At 71.1% G+C, this 19,326-nt stretch carries 16 protein-coding genes and 5 pseudogenes; 9 read left to right on the top strand and 12 right to left on the bottom strand.

The features are described 5' to 3' along the window. Positions 1 to 157: 157 nt before the first annotated feature. Positions 158 to 391, top strand: a pseudogene (locus AB0I52_RS05065) (NAD-binding protein); the annotation flags it as partial. 108 nt (positions 392 to 499) lie between these two features. On the opposite strand, the gene AB0I52_RS05060 reads toward AB0I52_RS05065, so the two are convergent. From AB0I52_RS05060 to AB0I52_RS05030, 7 genes and pseudogenes are all read right to left on the bottom strand, one after another. Further along, positions 500 to 1,696, bottom strand: coding sequence for a hypothetical protein (locus tag AB0I52_RS05060; RefSeq protein ID WP_363069012.1), 1,197 nt, complete (start codon positions 1,694 to 1,696; stop codon positions 500 to 502). Next, entirely contained in the window at positions 1,693 to 3,705 is a 2,013-nt protein-coding gene (locus tag AB0I52_RS05055) for a hypothetical protein (RefSeq protein ID WP_363069010.1), read from the bottom strand. Before AB0I52_RS05055 ends, AB0I52_RS05060 begins: the two co-directional genes overlap by 4 nt. Continuing rightward, positions 3,702 to 4,493, bottom strand: a complete 792-nt coding sequence (locus tag AB0I52_RS05050; RefSeq protein ID WP_363069008.1) for a toll/interleukin-1 receptor domain-containing protein — start codon at positions 4,491 to 4,493, stop codon at positions 3,702 to 3,704. The genes AB0I52_RS05055 and AB0I52_RS05050 overlap by 4 nt, the downstream gene beginning before the upstream one ends. Before the next feature lie 261 nt (positions 4,494 to 4,754). Then, on the bottom strand, positions 4,755 to 6,002 hold the full coding sequence (locus tag AB0I52_RS05045; protein ID WP_363069155.1) for a helix-turn-helix transcriptional regulator: 1,248 nt from the start codon (positions 6,000 to 6,002) through the stop codon (positions 4,755 to 4,757). Positions 6,003 to 6,939: 937 nt separating this feature from the next. Next, positions 6,940 to 8,115 (bottom strand): hypothetical protein, encoded by a 1,176-nt coding sequence (locus tag AB0I52_RS05040; RefSeq protein ID WP_363069006.1) that lies wholly within the window; start codon positions 8,113 to 8,115, stop codon positions 6,940 to 6,942. Between the two features lie 126 nt (positions 8,116 to 8,241). Further along, positions 8,242 to 8,352: pseudogene (locus AB0I52_RS05035) on the bottom strand (type II toxin-antitoxin system RelE/ParE family toxin); the annotation flags it as partial. 56 nt (positions 8,353 to 8,408) lie between these two features. Continuing rightward, a pseudogene (locus tag AB0I52_RS05030) lies at positions 8,409 to 8,609 on the bottom strand (hypothetical protein); the annotation flags it as partial. A 12-nt stretch (positions 8,610 to 8,621) separates the two neighbouring features. On the opposite strand from AB0I52_RS05030, the pseudogene AB0I52_RS05025 reads away from it, so the two are divergent. After that, positions 8,622 to 8,917 (top strand): annotated as a pseudogene (locus AB0I52_RS05025) (ATP-binding protein); the annotation flags it as partial. Positions 8,918 to 9,028: 111 nt separating this feature from the next. Here AB0I52_RS05025 and AB0I52_RS05020 read toward each other — a convergent pair. Beyond that, a pseudogene (locus tag AB0I52_RS05020) lies at positions 9,029 to 9,398 on the bottom strand (transcriptional regulator); the annotation flags it as partial. Positions 9,399 to 9,740: 342 nt separating this feature from the next. On the opposite strand from AB0I52_RS05020, the gene AB0I52_RS05015 reads away from it, so the two are divergent. Beyond that, on the top strand, positions 9,741 to 10,529 hold the full coding sequence (locus AB0I52_RS05015) for an SDR family oxidoreductase (protein ID WP_363069004.1): 789 nt from the start codon (positions 9,741 to 9,743) through the stop codon (positions 10,527 to 10,529). A gap of 80 nt (positions 10,530 to 10,609) precedes the next feature. On the opposite strand, the gene AB0I52_RS05010 is transcribed toward AB0I52_RS05015, so the two are convergent. After that, the gene (locus tag AB0I52_RS05010) at positions 10,610 to 11,566 is read right to left on the bottom strand and encodes a LysR family transcriptional regulator (RefSeq protein ID WP_363069002.1); all 957 of its coding nucleotides are present in this window, start codon (positions 11,564 to 11,566) and stop codon (positions 10,610 to 10,612) included. Positions 11,567 to 11,918: 352 nt separating this feature from the next. Between AB0I52_RS05010 and AB0I52_RS05005 the strand changes: the two genes are divergently transcribed. The 5 genes from AB0I52_RS05005 to AB0I52_RS04985 all read left to right on the top strand — a co-directional run bounded on the left by AB0I52_RS05005 (position 11,919) and on the right by AB0I52_RS04985 (position 13,790). Further along, complete coding sequence (locus tag AB0I52_RS05005) at positions 11,919 to 12,239, top strand: metalloregulator ArsR/SmtB family transcription factor (protein ID WP_363069000.1); 321 nt, start codon at positions 11,919 to 11,921, stop codon at positions 12,237 to 12,239. After that, positions 12,236 to 12,811, top strand: a complete 576-nt coding sequence (locus AB0I52_RS05000; protein WP_363068998.1) for an SRPBCC domain-containing protein — start codon at positions 12,236 to 12,238, stop codon at positions 12,809 to 12,811. Before AB0I52_RS05005 ends, AB0I52_RS05000 begins: the two co-directional genes overlap by 4 nt. Before the next feature lie 165 nt (positions 12,812 to 12,976). Beyond that, the gene (locus AB0I52_RS04995; protein WP_363068996.1) at positions 12,977 to 13,207 is read left to right on the top strand and encodes a hypothetical protein; all 231 of its coding nucleotides are present in this window, start codon (positions 12,977 to 12,979) and stop codon (positions 13,205 to 13,207) included. A 156-nt stretch (positions 13,208 to 13,363) separates the two neighbouring features. Next, on the top strand, positions 13,364 to 13,669 hold the full coding sequence (locus AB0I52_RS04990) for a hypothetical protein (protein ID WP_363068994.1): 306 nt from the start codon (positions 13,364 to 13,366) through the stop codon (positions 13,667 to 13,669). After that, a complete protein-coding gene (locus AB0I52_RS04985; protein ID WP_363068992.1) occupies positions 13,656 to 13,790 on the top strand; it encodes a hypothetical protein in 135 nt (44 codons plus the stop codon). The genes AB0I52_RS04990 and AB0I52_RS04985 overlap by 14 nt, the downstream gene beginning before the upstream one ends. A 187-nt stretch (positions 13,791 to 13,977) precedes the next feature. On the opposite strand, the gene AB0I52_RS04980 is transcribed toward AB0I52_RS04985, so the two are convergent. Together AB0I52_RS04980 and AB0I52_RS04975 are read right to left on the bottom strand one after the other, a co-directional pair. After that, a complete protein-coding gene (locus AB0I52_RS04980; RefSeq protein ID WP_363068990.1) occupies positions 13,978 to 14,868 on the bottom strand; it encodes an LLM class F420-dependent oxidoreductase in 891 nt (296 codons plus the stop codon). 280 nt (positions 14,869 to 15,148) lie between these two features. Continuing rightward, positions 15,149 to 15,715 carry a MarR family transcriptional regulator gene (locus AB0I52_RS04975; protein WP_363068988.1) on the bottom strand — a complete coding sequence of 189 codons (567 nt, stop codon included), beginning with the start codon at positions 15,713 to 15,715 and terminating at the stop codon, positions 15,149 to 15,151. Positions 15,716 to 15,754: 39 nt separating this feature from the next. Between AB0I52_RS04975 and AB0I52_RS04970 the strand changes: the two genes are divergently transcribed. Then, the gene (locus tag AB0I52_RS04970; RefSeq protein WP_363068986.1) at positions 15,755 to 16,681 is read left to right on the top strand and encodes an EamA family transporter; all 927 of its coding nucleotides are present in this window, start codon (positions 15,755 to 15,757) and stop codon (positions 16,679 to 16,681) included. On the opposite strand, the gene AB0I52_RS04965 is transcribed toward AB0I52_RS04970, so the two are convergent. Then, positions 16,668 to 19,322: a discoidin domain-containing protein gene (locus AB0I52_RS04965; protein ID WP_363068984.1), complete on the bottom strand. Its 2,655-nt coding sequence runs from the start codon at positions 19,320 to 19,322 to the stop codon at positions 16,668 to 16,670. The two genes, AB0I52_RS04970 and AB0I52_RS04965, sit on opposite strands and share 14 nt — an antisense overlap. Positions 19,323 to 19,326 lie beyond the last annotated feature (4 nt).

Genomic DNA, 19,326 nt, shown 5'->3' with positions numbered 1-19,326 from the left:
ACGGCGCCGCGGTGGGGACACGCCGGGGCGCCTTGATCCCGACTGCCGTACCAGGCAGGCTCGTTGTGTGACCCACGTGCCCCCACAGCCGCTACCAGGGCCGGAGCTCCTGCAGAACTCCGGTGGCCACATGGTCGTCTGCGGGGACGACGCGCCCGAGCGGCTGATCGAGGCATCCGAACTGACCGACGAGGTGCTGCTCGACGCCGGTGTGGAGCAGGCCGCCGCGCTCGCCCTCGTCCATGACGACGAGGCGAACATCCGGGCCGCGCTCTCCGCCCGACGCCTCAACCCCCGCCTCGCGCTTGCTATCCGTCTCTACAACCGCAAGCTCGGCCAGTACCTGAAGGATCTCCTCGACCAGGCGGCCTTCCTTGCCGACCCGGACGGCGACCCGGAGGCGCAGGACCTCGCTCCAGCAGCGTAGGCACCGGCTGTCCAGCACTCGGGGGGAACTTCACTTCGGAGCCGGCCCCTGTCGGCGTACCTGCCTGACGGATCAGCTTTCGTCCCCGTCCTCGTTCTGTGCGCGAGGCGCTGTGGGCCGGTGTGGCTGGTGGGAGGCGTCCCGGAAGGGCCGGGACGCCGTGTCGCCTTCGCCCGTATCGGCGTCCGGGCCTTCGCCCTCGCCTGCGCCGTCGTCCTGGTCGGACATCGGGAGAAGGGCCCGCCTGATCTCGTCGGCGGCCTCGTACAGCTCGGCCATTTCCAAGCTCGTTACGACACGGTGCACGAGCACCGTGTACTCGTCCATGTCCGGCTTCACGCCCACCGCCGCCATCAGCAGAACCAGCCGATCGGCGGCCCCGACCTCCGCCTCGCGGTCGAACGGCTCTGCTCCCGGGCCGGGGGCGTCCCACAGCGGGCCGCCGACGGTTGCTTCGCTCCGCGCACCCACGGGTGGGACGAGCAGGTGGCGGAAGAGCTCGGGTACCTCCTCGTCGTTGGCGGCCGCAGCGATCTGGGCCAGTGGTCCGATCATGTCGACCGCCTTCTCGATCTCGTTCTCGTGCCGGGCCAGCCACCAGACCACCGCACTGCCCGCACTCTGGAGCACGTCGTCACCGAGGTAGCGCCGCTTGTTGCGCTCGTGCTGGCGCTCGTACTCCCAGATCTCCTCGTCCTTGCGCAGATCACTCAGCTTCCGCAGGCGCTCACGGTCGGCGGGGGCGAGCGTCAGCGTCGCGTCGGCCGCCAGCGCCATCACCCGTCCGCTCCGGTCGGGGAGCGGGACGCTCAGCTCTCCCTCAAGGAAGAACCGCGCGAAGCTCGCCCGGCCTGGCTGCTTGCGACAGACGATCTCCAGGGCCCGGCTGACGACCGCGGACACGGCGAGAGCCGGGGAAGCGCCGTCGGACCGGCCGGTGTGGTCGGGGGCCGGCCGCCACCACACGGTGGCGGAGAAGAGGAAGTCGTAGCCGTCCACGGCGCTCGGCAGCGCCGCGTCGATCACGCGCGTCTCCTGGTACGGCTGTTCCGTGGGCGCTGCGGGCGGCTCGGGCTCCTCGGTCCCGTACGGATCGGCCCGCGGGTGGCCACTGCCGAGGAACGTCAGCACGAGCAGCAGTGAGCCCGAGGCCGTGACCGTGGACATGAAGCCCCACAGCCACACCGACCAGTGCAGGAGGTTTCCGAGCGCAGCCGGTGCGAGGCCGCAGAGAGCGACCAGCAGCAGGCTGGGAAGGCGGATTCTCATCGTGCCTCCTCCGTGGTCCGTGGTCCGTTGCCCGCACGCTGCGTACGGTCGGCGCGGGCGTACTGCGCCCGGTCGATGTGCTGCCACAAGCGGGCAGCGACGGCCGTCCGGGCCGGGTCGCGTGCCGCGCCCGCCCAGTCGCAGGTGATGGCGTAGAGGCGGTGGAGGGCGACTGTGCGGCCGTGCGTCGCCCTGACCATCCCGTCCAGCGCCATCTCCCGTGTCCGGTCGCCCGCCACGGCGTCGAGCCAGCTCTTCACCAGTGGGTCCCAGAGCTTCGTCGGCGGCTGGGAAAACACCGTTTCCCAGCCCAGGCACAGGTCCGGCCACTGTGGTGGGTCCGGCGCCCGGTCGCTCCGCAACAGTTCGGTGAGGAGCCGAAGAGAGGGCTCGGCCGCGCGGGACTCCCGGCGCGCCGGGACCCGTAGACGGTCGATCAGTAACCGGTACAGCCGGCAGTCGTTGCCGACGAGCCCGAAGAGTGCCTCCCCGGCTGCGCGGGCCGCCTCCCCTTTCCGTACGGCGAGGTGCCGCAGCCGCACCACGGCCTGATCGGGGTGGGTCGAGGCGAGACTCTGGACGCACGTGGTGGTCAGGGTGCGGACGAGACCGTCCGACAAGGAGCTGGAGTTCACGCAGTCGTACATCCGTCTGCGGAACCAGAGCCCGGAGCCCTCGTGGCTGAGGCCGAGTTCGAGGGCCGCTACGGCTCGCGGGTCGCTGGACGCCTCGGTCGCGTCGTTCGCCCACCGGGCCGCGAGGTCGAATAGGTGGTCGGGTCGTCCGGCGGCCAGCGATTGCTCGCCGAAGCGGACGACGACGCTCACCCGATCGTCGCTGGTCAGACCGGTGAGTCCGGCGGCCACACCTATCCATTCCGCGAGCTTGTCGCGCAGTCCTGGGAAGTTGGCCCAGAAGTACGTCCGTACCGCGTCGGCGTAGGCCAGTTGCTTGAAGCGGAGCAGCCCGTCCGGGTCCCGCTCGATTCCGAGGGCCGTCAACCGTTGCCCGAAATCCGTCCGCGCGAGCTCGGTGGTCGCCTCTTCCTCGTGCCCCACCGTCTTCAGCAGGCCGCGCCACGCCTCGTGGACGGTGTCGGCGTGTGCTTCCTCGAACACCGCTGCCGCGAGCAGCAGGGCCCGCTCCGGCGCGGCTTGGGTCCCGGCCACTAGCCGGCCCACCTCGGTGGCGCGGTCGGTCACCGCGCGCAGGGCTTGGTCGAGCCAGCTCGCGAAGTCGGTGCCGAACCGACCGCTGTCGCGAGCGGTCCGCACCAGCCCCGCGAGCCGCGCCACTTCCCGCATGGGGGAGCGGTCGCACAGAAGCCGGAGGTCAGGGCGTTCCAGCTCAGTGGGGTGGAAGGGCATCAGGTCCATCCGGAGGTGCCGGGTGATGACGGCAATGCCCCGGGGACGTCCCAGCGTCACCGTGTGCGGTGCGAGTTCCGGCCGATGGGCGTGTGTCATGCCCGAGGGCAGGACGACGACCAGGTGGGCTCCGGCCGACTGGACCTGTGACCGGAGCACGGCCAAGCGGTGCTGGGTCCCGGCATACGCTTCCTCGTCGGCGATTCGGGAAAGGTCGAGGAGGAAGCGGTCCCCCGCACCGGGGGCAGCGGGTTCCCCGTCTTCGTCCTCGTTCTTGCCCCCGTCCCTGGGCTTGTCCGGGACGGGAAGTTCCTCGAACCGGACGTCTCCCTCGTCGGTGTCCCCGTCCTCACCGAGCTCATGCAGCAGCATGATCGCCGCGGCGCGACGGCCGGTGCCGGGCGGAGCGTCGAGCAGTAACACCGAGCCGGCTTTCTCCAGGCGGTCGGCGGCGACGCGGTAGTTCGCCGGCGGGGCGAACCGGTCGGCCAGATACAGCCGGTCCTCACGGACGATTCGCAGAGGTTTCGCACTTCTGCGGATCTTCCGGGTGGCTCCACTGTAGATGACGTACTGGGGCCCCGGACCGTTGTTCACCGGGCCACGCGCATCGTTGACGGTGACGCGGTCCTGTGCGGTCATCGTCCGTCGTCCGAGTACCGGCGTTCGCGCTCGAAGCGCTGGTGGACCGTGCCGCTGTTGTCGCCCGCGGTGAACTGGACGCCGGTGTTGTCGCCCTCGAAGTGGGGGGCGTTGTACTGGGGCCCCGTACCGGTGTTCACCGGCCCCTGCGGCTCGGTGATGAACGTGCCGAGGTCGCCGTTGAGGTTTCCGATGCCGCCGCGCACGCGTTGCTCGACGTCGCGCGTCCGCATCCTGGTGTGCCCCGCGTCCTTGGCCGACCCCTTCCGGGACTTCGTCTCCGCCCTGTCCCGCGCTGCGGGGGCGTCGCGGTCCACCTTGCCCAGCTCGGGCAACTGTCGGGCGAGGGTGTTGCCGAGCACCGCCAGGTCCGCGTCGTCGTTGCGGTGGTCGAAGCGCTTGTACTGGCAGTCCGCCAGCTCACGCAGGTCTTCCGGGAGGGCCACGCGGTCGATCCGCGTGGCCTTTCCGACGAGCACGGGAATGACTAAAACTCCGCGGTCGAGCGCGGTCCGGATCTCACGGCGGGTCCAGTCCTGCTCGGCTTCGAGTGCGGGGCGGCCGTCGGGCCCCCGGACCTCCGCCCAGCGCGGGCCGATCACCGCGATGAGCGCGTCGCACTTCTCCGCCGCCCCGGCCAGTTCCGCTGGGAAGCGGCGTCCGAGCTCGATCGAGTCGCTGGCGAAGAAGACGTGCTCGCGGCCGAACCGCCGGATGAGCTCCCGGGCGATCAGGGTCGCGGCGGACTCCTCGTCGCCTGTGCGGTAGTTGATGAAGACGTCGGACATACGGATTCCCTTCGTGAAAGCAATGGAAGACGAAGACGGAGGGCGTGACCTCATGACGGCATGGGGCAGTCATGGGAAGGCGTACGGAGGAGGGCACACCGCCCAGCGCGTCACTGGTCGCGGGCAGCCCGAAGAAAGCGGGGGCGCGGCACTCTGCGTCGGGAGCGGATCAGAGAGTCCGCAGGTCCGGACGGACCTGGGTCGGGACGAGAGGGCCGGCGAGTCGGGCGACTCGAGCCGGTGCCAGTGGTGGAGCCGGGGTCAGCCGTGCACGGGGGCGAGTACGCGGGCCAGCGCGGGCTGCAGATCACGTACGGCGCGGCTGCTCCGGAACCGGGAGAGTTCCAGTGCGAGACGCCGGACGTCGCTGTTCACCGTCGCCGAGGGCACGGCCGGCATCACGCCCAGGAGATCTCCGGCGATCGCGCACGCGTGCTCGACCTCCCCGGAGGCGGCATGGGCCAAGGACCGGCGGAAGCCGTACCGGGCGCGGGTACGCAGCGCGTGCGGCGGAAGGCGGCGGTACTCCCGGTCGAGTACCTCGGCGGCGGCCTTGGGGCGGCCGAGGTCGTGCAGGCACCAGCCGGTCGACATTGCCGCCGGATCGCTTACATGGGAGGTGCCGATCACAGGCTCAGCGCCATTGCGGGCGTCGTCGCTGGTGAGCAGTTCCCGCGCCCTGTCGAGGCTGCGTAGGCAGTCGACTTCGTTGCCGACGAGCGCGTGCCCCTGGGCCTCCCGTTGGGCCGCGAGTCCCCGGATACGCGGCGGGAGTTCGCTGCTCTGGGCACGCCGGGCCAGGGCGACGGTGCCAGCGGCGTCGCCGCCGTACATTGTGACCAGGGCGCGTCGCACCAGTGCGTAGGAACCGAGGTGCGGGTCACCCCCGGCGCGCGCCAGTGCGGCGGCCTCGCCCGTCCAACCGAGTGCTGCGTCACTGTCGCCCGCCTCCTGGGCCATCCAGCCGGTGAACTCCGCGAACCGCGAGGCGAGCAGGAGCGCGGGGGCCCGAGAAGCGGACCGGGCGTCGGCGGCCAGTCCGGCGATCATGCGGGTCTGCGTCTCCAGCAGGGGCAGCAGGACCTCGGGCGCGGTGGACTGACCCAGCTTCCGCAACTGGTCGAACTGCATGCGGAAGGAGGGCAGGAGGGGGGTGTCGGTGGAGGGCAGCGCCTGACTGCCGAGGTTCAGGCCGACGTCGATCAGGGCTCCCGCACCCGCCGAGAGGACCGCCCGGCGCCCGACGAGCCAGCGGCTCGGACCGGCGGGGGATTCAGCGGTGCCCGAGTCTGTCTCGGGACGGGTGACCAGGCGTTGCAGCTCGCCGTCCGCGCCGAGGAAGGCATCGCACCGCCGGGCTAGTTCGGGGGACGCGGAACGCTCCCCACGCTCGACCTTGCTCATGTGCCCCTTGTCGTAGTTGAGCGCCACGGAGAACTCAGTCAGAGTCAGCCCCGCTTCTACTCGTAAACGGCGAAGTTCCGGGCCAAAACGTAAATTCGTGCTCATCATCAACCTCCCCTTGACGGTGAACGTGAGAGCCGTCCGCCTTCACGGGCACCGTCATCCGACGATCACCGGTCGACACGAAGCCCGACGCCGAACACCTGCTGTGACGGCGTCATTTCGGTCCGCATCCGAAAGTGAGTCTGGCATGGCGCGCGCCTGGAGAATCGGGGTTCGGCGGTGTTGCCCGTTGCCTCTTTCGTTCTTGGTTGTTTCTCGTCCGTTTCGTGGGGCGGGGCCGCAGCGTGGGCCCCCTACCTCTTCAAAGACGCTCGATGGCGGTCAGCTGACCGAGCCCCCCGGGGGGTAGTCCGCCGCCGATCGTGAGCGTCGTGTTACGACCGATGGCGACAAGCTGCGCGAGCGCGGCGCACGAGGGCATCGTCATCCCCGTCGAGCTGTTGGACGAGGGATTCGATGGGGGACGCCAGCCGGGTGATTGCGGCGCCAGAGGGTCGGGGCCACCAGTAGAGCACCGAGCGGTCGTCGGGCCACGGGGCGCGTTCGTCCGTGTCCCAGTCCTCGAAGGAGGCGCGTGGCAGGCCGATGGGTCGCCAGGCGGGGTCGAGCGGCTCGTCCTCGGCCGGAGGGCGGACCGCTCACCCGCGCAGCCTCATCGATGGGCCGGTCCTGGGGCCACGTATTTCCAGGCCGTTGGAGGACCAGCCAGTCCGCAGGACATTCGTACACGTCCGTCGGAGGTCAACGCAACGAAGACGGCGAAACCGCAGGGAAGCGCCCTGAACTGGGTTCTGCCGCAGGTGCAAGATCAGCCCGCATACATTCCGCTTCAGCGTGTAGTTGATTGATTGCTGCGCGCCATTTTTCGTCGAGTTCGCAGGTGGCAAGGGGCTGACTCTTTCGGGAGTCGACCCTTTGTTGCTTCCCGCGCTGGATGGGTGCCGGAACTCCTGACGCACCATCACCTTTGCGTGGAGCCTCAGTCGGCAGGCAGTCCGAGCATCGGCTCGAAGGGGGAGTCCTCCTCATCGGGCACGTACGGGAGGAAGCCGTCGTGGATGGTGCGGGCCGCAGCGGCGAGGAGGCGGTCCAGGACTTCCTGGTCGGTTGCCGGAGGAAGCCCCAAGGCGGCGAGGAGGCGGTCGCGGACGACGGGGTGGTCCGGGTGGTCGTCGAGGTAGTCGGAGTTGAGGGCCGGAGGTCGGAAGCCGGCCAGGGCGTCGTGCCAGGACGGGAGGGTGATGGTGATGGTGAGGGTCAGGGCCTCGGCGAGGGACTCGGCGGTCGGAGAGGCCTGGCCCTCGGAGTCGGTGTAGAGGACCGGGCGGGGGCCGCCGGGTACCTCTGGGCCGCAGAGGTAGTGGGTGCCGCCCGCGTTGCAGCCGGCGACAGGCTCCACCGGGACGCCGTTGGGCAGGGCGATCGACTCGATCGGGTCGGTGCGGGCGAGGTCGAACTCGCCGTCGCAGGCCAGGTAGGCGGCGACCTCGGGATGCGCGGCGACCCTGCGGAGCAGGGCGTCGCCCGAGAGGGCGGCCGGGTTGAGTGCCGCGGCGACCGCAGGGGTGAGGGGATGTCCGGCGAGGACGTGGCGGACGGCGCCGAGAGGGACGGGGCGCTCGTAGTAGTCCTCGAAGTGGGTCCGGACAGCCTCGGGGGAGCGGTCGGCGAGGAGGCGGAAGAGGAATCCGGAGCCGTCCGGGTCCTCGCTGCCGGGCGGGAAGCCGATGCCCGAGCCGGTGCGCCAGGCCGTGTCGCCGGTCTCCCGCCACAGGCAAGCGGTGATCCGAGGGGCGTCGGCGCCCTCATCGCAGAAGGCGGGTTCGTCCAGAAGCGGGCGCAGTGCGGCGGGTGCATCGTCGATGACGCCGGGCCAGACCTGCTCGTCGTCCGTCCCGTACGGGCTCATCTCCCACTCGTGGTCGAAGTCGCGTATGAGCACGCCGTCCGGGGTGAAGAGGACCGAGAAGTCGTCCCCCGAGCCGTTCTCCATCAAGGCCGCTTCCTCGCCGGGGCCCCAGGTGGCGTCGAAGGCGTAGTGGCAGAGCCTCGGGTCGTCGCCGATCGTGGCGTCCAGAACGGCCAACGCACGCAAATAGCTGCGTAGTTCGGCGGGGTCGAGGAGGAGGGAGGCGGTCTCGTGCACAGTGCTCATGGCGTCATGGGAGCAGCCGCCACTGACAACCCCGCACGGCCGGTGCGGACACTGGTGCCGCTACCTCCAGCGGATTCTGACCGCCCACCGCCCGCATCGCCAGCCCAACTGGATAAACGTCAAGCTTAGGCGACGGTGTTCGGGCCGGGATGCGAGTGCGGTGGTGCTGAAGCCGAGCGGGTCGCATTCCAGCCCGGTCAGTTTGGCCAGGATGCGGAGCGCCATGTCTCGGGGGATCTTGCGGAGTTCCGCCTGGGCTTCGGGTCGGAAGACGGTGCGGTACTCACTACACCGCGCGCGAGAGTCTCCTTCATGATGTCCTCAATAGGGATGCCGGCTGCCGGATTCGCCATGCGTTCATCGACGATCCGGTTGATCTCGCGCTCTTCCCGCTCCTGGTGCTTCCGGAGCACCTCGATGGACACGACGGCGGCGACTTCCTTGTGGGATGTCGGCCTTGGCCCCTCCTTGGTGGGACCGGTCAGGTGCCGCAAGGTTCGACAGGCGTGGTGGATTTCGTAGGCCGTCGGCGGGAGCCGGCGACGTTGGAGCGAGAGCTGCGGAAGGTGGCGGCAGGGGCCGGCGGGGAGCGGCCAGGTCGGTGCGTGATGTTGCGTGGGCGGCGACGGGTGGGTAAGTCGCGACTGGTCGAGCGGTTCGCGGAGCACTCCGGAGCCCCGTTCTTGTTCTACGCCGCGACCGTGCGTCTCCCAGGGATGATCTGGCGCGGCCGGCCCGGGACGCCCAGGCATCGACGCTGCCGCTGGCGGGGCTGGTGGCCGCCGCGCGGCCGGAGAGCTGGGGCGCCGTTCGCTGACGGGGGACCGGGAGGACGGTGTTTCCACAGGTGGTGCGGTAGGGCGCTGCTGCCGGGCAGGGGGCGGTCGGGTCGCCGTGCCGGCGGGGTGGGGTGACCCGTGGGAAATGACTGGGTGCCGAGCACCCGCAGCAGGTCCAGCCGCTCGCGGGTCTCCGGGTCCGCCGGGGTGAGGACGATCAGTTGCTGGCCCAAGGTCGGGCGTCAGCAGGGTCTCGCAGTCCATCAGCAGCGGTCCCACCCGCGGGTGCAGGATGGTCTTGCGGTCGGCGCGTCTGACCGACACCTCGTACTCGGCCCACAGCCGGCTGAAGTCGTCGCTCACGGCGTGCAGCCGCTTGACCAGGCCGGTGACGGTCGGATCGCCGGAGCGGCGGCCCGCGGCGGCGCGCAGGTCGGCCACGAGCTGGCGGGCGTGATGCTCCCGCTCCTCGGGCGGGGCGCCGGACCGGGCGGCGCCCTCGGAGCGGGCAACTGAGCGAGGTCCCCAACTGAGCGAGGTCCCCCGCCCCGGCGGGCAGCGCATGCAGCCCGCTCAGGCAGTCCGCACACCCCACCGTCCCGGGTGCGGCGTCACGCGCCATGCCGCACCAACTGAACCCCTGGACGTGCCGTTCCGTGACCGGGATGCCATAGGAGTTCCCTATGGCGTCTGCTGACATTTCGTCTTTGCCCCTCGTTCCCTTCCGGCCGTACCGTAAAACGGGCTCGACGAGGTGCTCACCGTGAATTCACCGGAATTCGCGCTCTGTGTGCGTCGATCCATTTTCTTCGAGCGGACTAAAAAGCGATCGAGAGGACCAGTGGCATGACCACAGTCGAGAACGGGCCGGGAACGCAGGAACTCGCCGGAAAGCGGGCCCTGGTCACGGGTGGATCTCGCGGAATCGGGGCAGCCGTCGTGCGCCAGCTCCTGGACGCGGGCGCCGAGGTGCTCACGACCGCCAGGTCGGCGACGGGCACAGTGCCGGAGGGGGCCAATTTCGTGGCGGCCGATGTGCGGACACGGGCTGGTGCGGAGGCGCTCGCCGCGACCGCGCAGGAGATGCTCGGCGGGGTGGACATCGTGGTTCACAACGCGGGTGGGGCGCAGCCTCACGAGGGTGCCCTGGCCATCCCCGACGAGGAGTGGCAGGACGCGCTGGACCTGAACTACCTGGCTTCGGTGCGGCTGAACTCGCTGCTGGTACCGGGGATGCGGGAGCGGCGCTCGGGGAGGATCGTGCACATCTCATCGGCCGCGGTCCTCACCCCCGTGGGACCGTTCCTGCACTACGTGGCGGCGAAGGCGGCGCTGGAGACTTACAGTCAGGGACTGGCTCTGGAGCTGGCCCCGTTCGGAATCCGGGTCAACACCGTGTCTCCCGGCAGAACCGCCACCCCCGGCGGCGAAACGACCCGGGAGCAGTGGGCGGAGGTGTCCGCGCGCATGGGCGGAGGGCCGGACCTGACCAACGCGGCCGACACCACGCCGCTGGGGCGCGACGGCCGGCCCGAGGACATCGCCAATGCGGTGCTGTTCCTCCTGTCCGATCGGGCGAGCTGGCTGACCGCGAGCAATCTCATCGTGGACGGCGGCGAATTCCCCAGGGGCTGAGGTAAACGCCGACGGCATTCCGGAACACGGTTTTCCGGAAAGGGAATTACGTGGCGCTCGCGTCCGCCCTCTCCCGGCTGTCAGGGAGCCGGGGAGAAGGCAGCGAACTCGAACCCGGACGGGGACTCGGACTCGAATTCGGACTCGAATTCGGAAGCGGACTCGGATTCGGACCAGGTCTGCTTACGCAGGAGTTCGAGTAGGGCCGTCTCCGCCGGGCCCGCGCCGTGCCGGAGCACGGCGATGACGGGCTGGGACACGACCGGGAACACCGGGCGAACGAGGTGCTCGTGACCGCCGGGTACCGCGGAGGCCGGGACGAGCGTCGTTCCCAGCCCTTGGGCGGCCCAGCGCACGGCCGTCGCCGTCTGGGACACGCGGGCGGCCGTGGCCGGGGCCGGATCGTTGTCCCGCAGTACGTTCAGCAGCACGCTGTCGAGCGCGCTGTCGCGGTCGAACCTCACCCACGGTTCCCCCGCCAGTTCGCGCAGCTCTACCCGGTCCGCGGTGAGCTGCCGGTGCCCGGGGCCCAGCACGACGACGAACTCCTCGTCGCCGAGGTGGTGGGCGTCGGCGGGGCTCCGCTCGCACGCCGCCATCAGGGCGAGGTCCAGCACACCCCGGCGACACAGCCGCTCCAGCTCCGCGGAGCTCGGCTCCTCGAAGACCGTGACCTCCAGTCGCGGGTAGCGGCGGCGCAGCGCGCCCAGCGCGCCCGGCAACTGTCGGGTGCCAAAGCCCATCTGCACCGCGACCGTCAGCTCGCCGACCAGCTCATCGGCACCGGCCCGCGCCGTCGCCCGCGCCCGCCGCGACGCGCTCACCGCGACCTCCGCCTCCCGCAGGAACGCGCGGCCGACCACGGTGGGCACCAGTCCGGCCGGCGTGCGGGCGAACAGCTGCACGCCGAGCTCCCGCTCCAGGCCGCGGATCTGCTGGGACACCGACGGTTGAGCGACGTGCAGCCGCTCCGCCGCCGCTGTCACCGAGCCCTCCTCGGCGATGGCCAGGGCGTACTCGAACTGACGGAGGCTCATGGGCTCATACCTTTCCCTGCGGCGGCGTCGTAGGCGGCGCGGGTCTCGGGGAGCGGGCGCGCCTCGTCGCTGACCTGGGCGGACGCATCAGCATCAGTGTGACTGAGCGTCATGAAATTGCCTCCTTCAGCCGGACGTCACGTGTCGGAATTCACGTGCCGGACGTCGCCTGTCGCAGCGGATGCCCCCTGTAACAAGTCGTGCACCACGGGAAGGATTCCCCGTGGGGAGAACCGACTCGTCAGCACAGACATCAGCTGGTTGGTGCTTGCCGTGCTCTGTTCCGTGCTCTGTGCTGCGCCAGGGCGTATATGCGGTTGCAGGCATATAGCTGGCGTCGTATATTCGTCTGGTGAGTACCCCGGCAAGTGACGTCATCGCAGTACTCGCCGAGCCCAGTCGCCGGCGCATACTCGACCTCCTCAAGGACGGCGAGCGGCCCGTTGGTGAGCTGGTCGACGCGCTGGGGCTGACGCAGCCGGCCGTATCCAAGCACCTGCGCACTCTGCGCGATGCCGGGCTGGTCGAGGCCAGGGTCGACGCCCAGCGGCGGCTGTACCGGATACGCCCGGAGCCGCTGGCCGAGCTCGATGCGTGGCTCGCCTCCTACCGCAGCCTGTGGAGCACGAGCCTGGACCGCCTGGGCCGGCATCTGGAGGAAGGAGCATCATGAACACCCCCACAGGACCCACAGGACCCACAGGACCCACAGGACCCACGGACTCCATGGACCCGACCGACCCGGCCGAGGTCACGCTGAGCACGGGCGGTGCCCGGCCGGTTCTGCGCTTCGAACGGGTTCTGGCCCAGCCTCCCGAGGCGGTCTGGCGTGCGATCACCGACCGCGAGGAACTCAAGGCGTGGTTTCCGTCCGAGGTCATCGCCGACTCCTGGGAGGCCGGCGCCAGGATCAGCTTCCCGTTCCCCGGGACCGACATGACCCTCACCGGCATTGTCCTGGAAGCGGAGGAGCCCCACACTCTCGCCTACACCTGGGGCGAGGAAACCCTCCGCTTCACCCTGACGCCGGAGCCGGACGGCCGCACCCGCCTGGTGTTCACCGACGAGACGCCCCCGGATATCGCTGCCCGCAACGCGGCCGGCTGGCAGATCTGTCTGAGCCACCTCGCTGGTGAAACTGGTGAAACCGTCGCCACCGATGCCTGGAAGGGCCATTTCGACCGCTACACCGCCGCGTTCGAACCGGCCCTCGGCCCGCAACAAGGCCCCCCGTCCGGGAGCTGAGCACACGGTGAGGCTCACCGGGAATCCCCACGCCGTTACGGGGCCCCTAGCGCGAATGACCAGGTCTGCTCCGTGTGCAGTGACTGGAATGGCCCAAGGGAACAACCGCAGACGGATTCAGTCAGTGCAGCCGGTTCAGCGGACCGGCCGGGGGATGGTCCGCGAGTGAACCGGCGCGGCCTGTTCGCCGCCGCCGGGGCGCTGGCTGCCGGCGGTACGGTGCCGGCGCCGGCGACCGGCCGCGGAGCGGGTGCCGCAGCCGCGGCAGAGCCGTCCGGCCGAACGGCGGAGCCGCTCTCGCACCGGTACGGATCCGTGGTGGACCACCTCTGCGGCGTCGAGGTGGTGGTCGTCGACGGCCATTGGCGCCGTGCGCACCGTGGCCGCCACCCGTGAACCGGACGATCCGAACTCCGACCTGTGGTGGGCGCACACCGGCGGTGGAGGAGGCAACTTCGGGGTCGTCACCAAGTACTGGCCGCGCGCACCGGACGCCACCACCGGTACCGATCCCGGCTGCTGCCGCGCGCCCCCGCAAGGCTCCTGGCGTGCGTGGTCGTCTGGGCCTGGGACGAGCGGATGACCGAGGGGGTGTTCACCACGCTGCTGCGCGACTTCGAGGTCCGGCACGAACGGAACGGCGCGGCCGGTACCCCGGAGGTGAACCTGTACGCGATCCTGCAAGCGGCGCACCGCAGCGCGGGCAGTTTCCGCGTGATCGTCCAGATCGACGCGGACGTCCCGGGCGCGGACGGCCTGGTGACGGACTTCGTGTCCGCCGTGACGGCCTGGAGCTGTTCGGGTACGGGGTCAGGTGAACACGGTCCCGCCCGGACGGACCGAGGTGGCCCGGCGTGACTCGGTCATGGAGGCCGACTTCCACACGGTCTGGCTCGACGAGGCCGACGACGCGGCCCGTCTCGCCTGGGTCCGTGACTTCTACCGGGACGTGTACGGGGACACCGGGGTGTCCCCGTGACCGGCAGGGTCAGCGACGGGTCCTACATCAACTACCCCGACATCGACCTGGCCGATCCCAGTTGGAACACCTCCTCAGTGCCCTGGCACACCCTCTACTGCAAGGACAACTACCCCACGCACGGTGACGCTCCCGGCCCCCCGCTCCCGGCCCCCCGCCCCGCCCCGCCCCGCCCCGACCGGACCGGCTACAGCGCGTCACCGAAGACCTCGGCCAGCTCACGCCATTCGGCTCTCGGCAGGCCGGCGCCACCCTCGTCCGCGGTGAGTACCTGGAGGGCGACGTGGTCGGCGCCGGCGTCGAGGTACTGCTGGGTCCGGGCCTTCACCTGTTCGGCGTCGCCCAGGGCGAAGAGGGAGTCCAGCAGGCGGACGCTGCCGCCGCCCTCGAAGTCGCTCTCCACGAACCCCAGGCGCAGCAGGTTGTCCGTGTAGTTGGGCAGCTGGAGGTACCGTCCCAGCATGGTCCGCGCGGTGGTGCGGGCCCGGTCGGGGTCGGTGTCGAGCACGACGGACAGCTCCGGGGCGAGCAGTGCGTCGGGGCCGAGTGCCTCGCGCGCCTCCGCCGTGTGCTCGGCGGTGACGAGGTAGGGGTGCGCGCCCAGCGCCCTGTCGGTGGCCAGCTTCAGCATTCTCGGGCCGAGCGCCGCGAGAACCCGATGCCCGGAGTCCACGGGCGGGGTGGCGGTGTCCAGCGCGTCGAGGTAGGCGACCATCGCGCTGTACGGCTTCGCGTACTGCGGCACCATCGGGCCGTGGCTGACGCCCAGGCCGAGGACGAACCGCCCGCGCGCCTGCGCGTCGATCGCCGCGATCCGTGCCGCCACGTCCTGTGCCGTGTGGTCCCAGATGCTCAGGATGCCGGTGGCCACGGTGGCCTTACGGGTGGCGGCGACGACCGCCGCGGCGTCGTCGGGCGAGGGGCTGCCGCCGATCCAGAGCGTGCCGTACCCCAGCTCTTCGAGCTCGGCGACGGCTTCCGTGATCGCTTGCCTCCCTGCGTCGTCCGCCCGCGACCCGTGCAGGGCGCTGCTCCAGATTCCGACCCGTCCGAATGCCTCACGCGTCTCAGAAGTCATGCAGTGGCCAACAGTGGCCCGCGCCCGCTATTCCCGGCCCGGCCGGGATTCACCCAAGTGCCCGCGGTACGGCGCAGGACCCGGGCAGGTGGGGCCACCCGGTCCCCGGGGACCGGATCACGCTGTACGAGAGTGCCGAGGCGGGCGGGACCGCGACGGTCCTGGAGACACGGCCACGGCCTCCCGTCTGACCGTCCGGACCGGTTGACCGTCCGGACCGGTCGGCGGCGCAGCCGGGCGGAGGTCGCCGCCCTCCGCCCGTCGCCCGACGAGTGCGGGTTCAGCCTTCCTGCGGTGGCTCCACCCGCGCCAGCCACGCGGTCAGGAGCGGCTCCAGCGCCGCCGCCTCGTCCCCGGTCAGGGCGTCCAGGAGGCGGCGTTCGTTGCGCATGTGCTCCGTGAACGCCTGGTCGATCAGCTCCCGGCCCGCGTCGGTGAGGGCGACGACCCGGCCCCGGCCGTCCCCGGCCGCGCGTTGGCGGGTGACCAGGCCGGCGTGCTCCAGACGGTCGATGCGCTTGGTCATCGCGCCGGTGGTGACCATGGTGTGCGTCGCCAGCTCCCCGGGGGCCCGCTCGAACGGGGCCCCGGCCCGCCGCAGAGCGGCCAGCACGTCGAACTCGCCCTCGCTCAGGCCGAATCGCCGGTACACCACGCAGAGCTCCTCGGTGAGCAGCCGGCCGAGCCGGTGCAGCCGTCCGATCACGCCCTGTGGGCTCACATCGAGGTCCGGGCGTTCACGGTGCCACTCCGCCTGGATGCGCGCGACGTGGTCCAGGGGCTGAGGGGCGGGGGAGGAGGCGGAGGAGGAGGGGGATGCGGGGGAGGCGGGGGAGGAATCCTGCATGGCTTCACTATAGCTTCCGTGGAAGGCATAATAGTTTCCATGGAAGCTACATTGCGATGGGTACTGATCACGGCGATCGCACCGGTGGCCTGGGGCACCAACTACTACGTCACCCACGCCTACCTGCCCGCCGAGACCCCGCTGTACGGTGCCGCGATCAGGGCCCTCCCCGCCGGCCTGCTGCTCCTGGCCGTCCGGCGGGAACTGCCCCGCGGCTCCTGGTGGTGGAAGGCCACGGTCCTCGGAGTCCTCAACATGGGTGGGTTCTTCGCCCTCGTGTATGTCGCCGCGCAACTGCTTCCCACCAGCACCGCCTCGACGATCATGGCGGCCTCGCCGGTGGCCATGATGCTGATCGCCTGGGCGCTGGTCGCGGAACGGCCGGGCCTGCTGCCCCTGCTGGGCGCCGCCGCGGGCATCGCCGGGGTGTGCCTCATGCTGCTGACCGGTTCGGTCTCCGTCGACGCCCGCGGAGTGCTGGCCTCGGTCGCCGCCATGCTGATGTCGTCCCTCGGCTACATCCTCGTCAAGCGCTGGGGCGCCGGTGCCGACGTGCTCGCCTCGACCTCCTGGCAGCTGATCGCCGGTGGCCTCCTGCTGCTGCCCCTCGCCGCCGTGGTGGAGGGCGCGCCGCCCGCGCTCGACGGGCCGGCCGTCCTCGGGTTCGGCTACGTCGCCGTGGTGGCGACCGCGGTCGCGTTCGCCGCCTGGTTCACGGGCCTGCGCCATCTGCCCGCGGCGACCGTCGGCCTGGTCGGACTGCTCAACCCGGTGACCGGAGTGCTGCTCGGCACCCTGATCGCCGGGGAGTCGCTCACCCTCAGACAGGTGTGCGGGCTCGTCCTGGTGCTGGGCGGAATCCTCCTCGGCCGGCCGACAGCCCGCAGCTCGGCCGAGGAGTGCCCCACCGGGGCCGGGCGACCCGCCGGGCCCACCGGGGCACCCGGATCGTCTACGGCTGGGTAACCCTCAACTCCCGTACGCCCGTGGGCTCGTCCGCATCCGCCGAGCGGACCGTCACCCGCACCTCGCGGGCCACCGCCCCCGCCCGGTACGGCTCCCAGCGTTCCCCGTCGGCCGAGCTCTCCAGCCGGTGCGTGGCGGGGCGTACGTCCGTCCACTCCGGCACGACCGCCGTCACCGCCGCCGTCCGCCCCAGGTCCACGGTCAGCGTGCCCGTCGCCCCGTCCGGGGACCAGGCCGTCGCCGTACTGCCGTCCACCGCCGCCGCCGCGTACAGGCCGGGGGTCTCCGAGGTCGCCGTCGCCGGGCGGCAACGCGACGCGTCGGTGGTCGGGGTGAGGTCGGGGCGCCGGGTCGGCAGGGTGAGCGCGGTGGACAGGAGACGCGGGCCGGCGGGCGTGTCGAGGGTGAACGGGGCACCCGAGGTCAGCCGGACCTCCGTCGTCCGGGGGCCGATCGCGATGTCGTACGTACGCCCCTGGTAGCGCAGGCCCGTCAGCGTGACGCCCTCGCGCAGTTGCGGCGGCAGCATCGGGTCCAGCCGTACCCCGTCCTCCCGCAGCCGCAACCCCGTCAGCCCGTGCGTGAACACCTGGAGGAAGCCGCCCTTTCCGGTGAGGAAGTCCTCGGCGGGGAACCCGGACAGGGGATCCTGCGCGCCGGACTTCGCGCCCCGCGCCTCGCTGAAGAGGGCGTACGGACCGCGCGTGAACGGGCGCACGGCACGCTGGAGGTAGGTGTACGTGGCGCAGCCGGGCTCCCCGATCGCGGCCGCGTCGATCGCGTGGACCGAATCCGTCATCGCCGGGCCGTCCGGATCGGTGTGAGCCGCGTAGTAGTCGAGCGTCGCGGCCGCCGCACCCGGCTCCATCGGCCACTCCAGCGGGTAGATGAGCAGCACGGTGTCGGCCTGCTTGATCGTCGAGCCGTCGTAGCCCGCGTACTGGAGGAAGAGCTTGCGCTCCGGGTCGTACGGGATGCGCAGACCGTCCGCGACCTTGTTCCACCCGGCCGGAGCGGGGTGGCCGAGGAGCTGCGCCGCGCGGGTGGCGTTGCGCAGGGCGGTCGCGGCGACGGAGTTGGTGAACACCCCGTCGGTGACGCCGTTGCTGTACTCGTCCGGGCCCGCCACCTCCTTCACGGAGTAGCTGCCGTCGTCGTTCGCGGTGGCGCGCGAGGCCCAGAAGTCCGCGATTCCCTGAAGGAGTTGCCAGCCGTGACCGGCCAGCCAGTCGCGGTCGCCGGTGGCCAGGTAGTACTGCCAGACGGCCAGTGAGACATCGCCCTGGAGGTGGTTCTGCGTGACGCAGTGCGGCGGGTTCCAGCTCTGGCACTCGGACCAGAGGTTGCCCTCGCTCGCGCTCGTCCAGGGGTAGAACAGCCCCTCGAAACCCAGCTTCTCGGCGTTGGTACGGGCCTGGTCACGGGTGCGGTAGCGGTACTCGACCACCGAACGGGCCAGCTCGGGACGGGTGGCGAGCAGCCCGGGGTACATCCAGGTCTCGGCGTCCCAGAACACCATGCCCGCGTAGTTGTCACTGGTCAGCCCGGCCGGGGCGATGCTGTCGCGGGAACCGGTGCGGGTGGACGCGAGGAGCCCGTACTGCGCGGAGCGCAGCCACTTCTGGAGGTCAGGGCTGCCCGGTACCAGGACGTCCGCGGACCAGTCCCGGCGCCAGACGGCGGCGCTCTCGGCGAGGACGGCGGACCAGCCGAGCCGAGCCGCGCGCCGGGACGTCTCGCGCGCGGTGGTGCGCGGGGCGCGCGAGGTGAGCGTGGTGTCGACCCCGACGTACTTCTCGAACGTATACGTGCGCCCGGCGCTCACCTGGGACGGATTCGCGGTCGTGGTGCCGGCGACCGGGGTTGAGGTGTCGGAGGTTCGGCCCGTGACGCCGGAGTCCCGGCGCATCGTCTGCACGATCGCGCCGGCCGTTCCGGTGCCCCGCGTGCGGAACGTCCCGTCGTCATCGAGTGCGATCCGGCGTGCGCCGCGCGGGTCGAGCCGGCCGGTGACCGTCGCCGTGCCGCTCCAGTGCGGGGTCATCCGCAGTCGTACGGCGCCGGTGTGCACGGAGGCGCGGTCGGTCAGCACCTCGTACGTCAGGTCGGTCGCGCGGCCGTCGGCGGTCGTCCAGCGCAACGACGTACGCACCAGTCCGCAGCGCAGGAACACCGTCTGGCGGTACCGGGAGATCCGGCCCGCCGGGGTGGCGGAGCCGTACGTCTCGTCGCCCACGCGTACGTCGAGGTTGGTCCAGCTCGGCAGCGCGGCGGCCACCTCGCGGCCGGCCGCCAGGTCCGGGTCGCGGCCGAAGAGTCCGGAGACGAAGGCCCCGTCGTAGCGCGGCGTGTACAGCGGCCAGCCGGTCTTCTCGCCCGGCTCCGCGTATCCGGCGCCCGCGGCGGGCACGCGGTGGCCCAGGTATCCGTTGCCGACGTAGGGGTCGTAGCCCTCGGCCTCGCCGAACGTGGTGGATGTCGGGGCCCAGGCGGGGTCGGTGTCGAGGCCGCAGGCCACGTCGGGATCGGGAGCGGCGGCAGCGGACGCGGCCCGGTGCGAGGCGTAGGAGACGGGCGGCAAGGGCGCGATCAGAGCGCATGCGACCAGTGACGTGAGGAGAGAGATGCGCGAGAGGCTCACGGTA

Origin of the sequence: Streptomyces sp. NPDC050423, from assembly GCF_040655445.1 — a bacterium.
Classification (GTDB): domain Bacteria; phylum Actinomycetota; class Actinomycetes; order Streptomycetales; family Streptomycetaceae; genus Streptomyces.
This window is presented reverse-complemented; position numbering and strand designations above follow the sequence as displayed.

Coding starts and splice junctions, on each gene's coding strand:
- AB0I52_RS05000 (WP_363068998.1), top strand. CDS start 12,236: ATGAACACCCCCACAGGACCCACAGGACCCACAGGACCCACAGGACCC.
- AB0I52_RS05050 (WP_363069008.1), bottom strand. CDS start 4,493: ATGTCCGACGTCTTCATCAACTACCGCACAGGCGACGAGGAGTCCGCC.
- AB0I52_RS04980 (WP_363068990.1), bottom strand. CDS start 14,868: ATGACTTCTGAGACGCGTGAGGCATTCGGACGGGTCGGAATCTGGAGC.
- AB0I52_RS05010 (WP_363069002.1), bottom strand. CDS start 11,566: ATGAGCCTCCGTCAGTTCGAGTACGCCCTGGCCATCGCCGAGGAGGGC.
- AB0I52_RS04975 (WP_363068988.1), bottom strand. CDS start 15,715: ATGCAGGATTCCTCCCCCGCCTCCCCCGCATCCCCCTCCTCCTCCGCC.
- AB0I52_RS05060 (WP_363069012.1), bottom strand. CDS start 1,696: ATGAGAATCCGCCTTCCCAGCCTGCTGCTGGTCGCTCTCTGCGGCCTC.
- AB0I52_RS04970 (WP_363068986.1), top strand. CDS start 15,755: ATGGAAGCTACATTGCGATGGGTACTGATCACGGCGATCGCACCGGTG.
- AB0I52_RS05015 (WP_363069004.1), top strand. CDS start 9,741: ATGACCACAGTCGAGAACGGGCCGGGAACGCAGGAACTCGCCGGAAAG.
- AB0I52_RS05055 (WP_363069010.1), bottom strand. CDS start 3,705: ATGACCGCACAGGACCGCGTCACCGTCAACGATGCGCGTGGCCCGGTG.
- AB0I52_RS05040 (WP_363069006.1), bottom strand. CDS start 8,115: ATGAGCACTGTGCACGAGACCGCCTCCCTCCTCCTCGACCCCGCCGAA.
- AB0I52_RS05045 (WP_363069155.1), bottom strand. CDS start 6,002: ATGAGCACGAATTTACGTTTTGGCCCGGAACTTCGCCGTTTACGAGTA.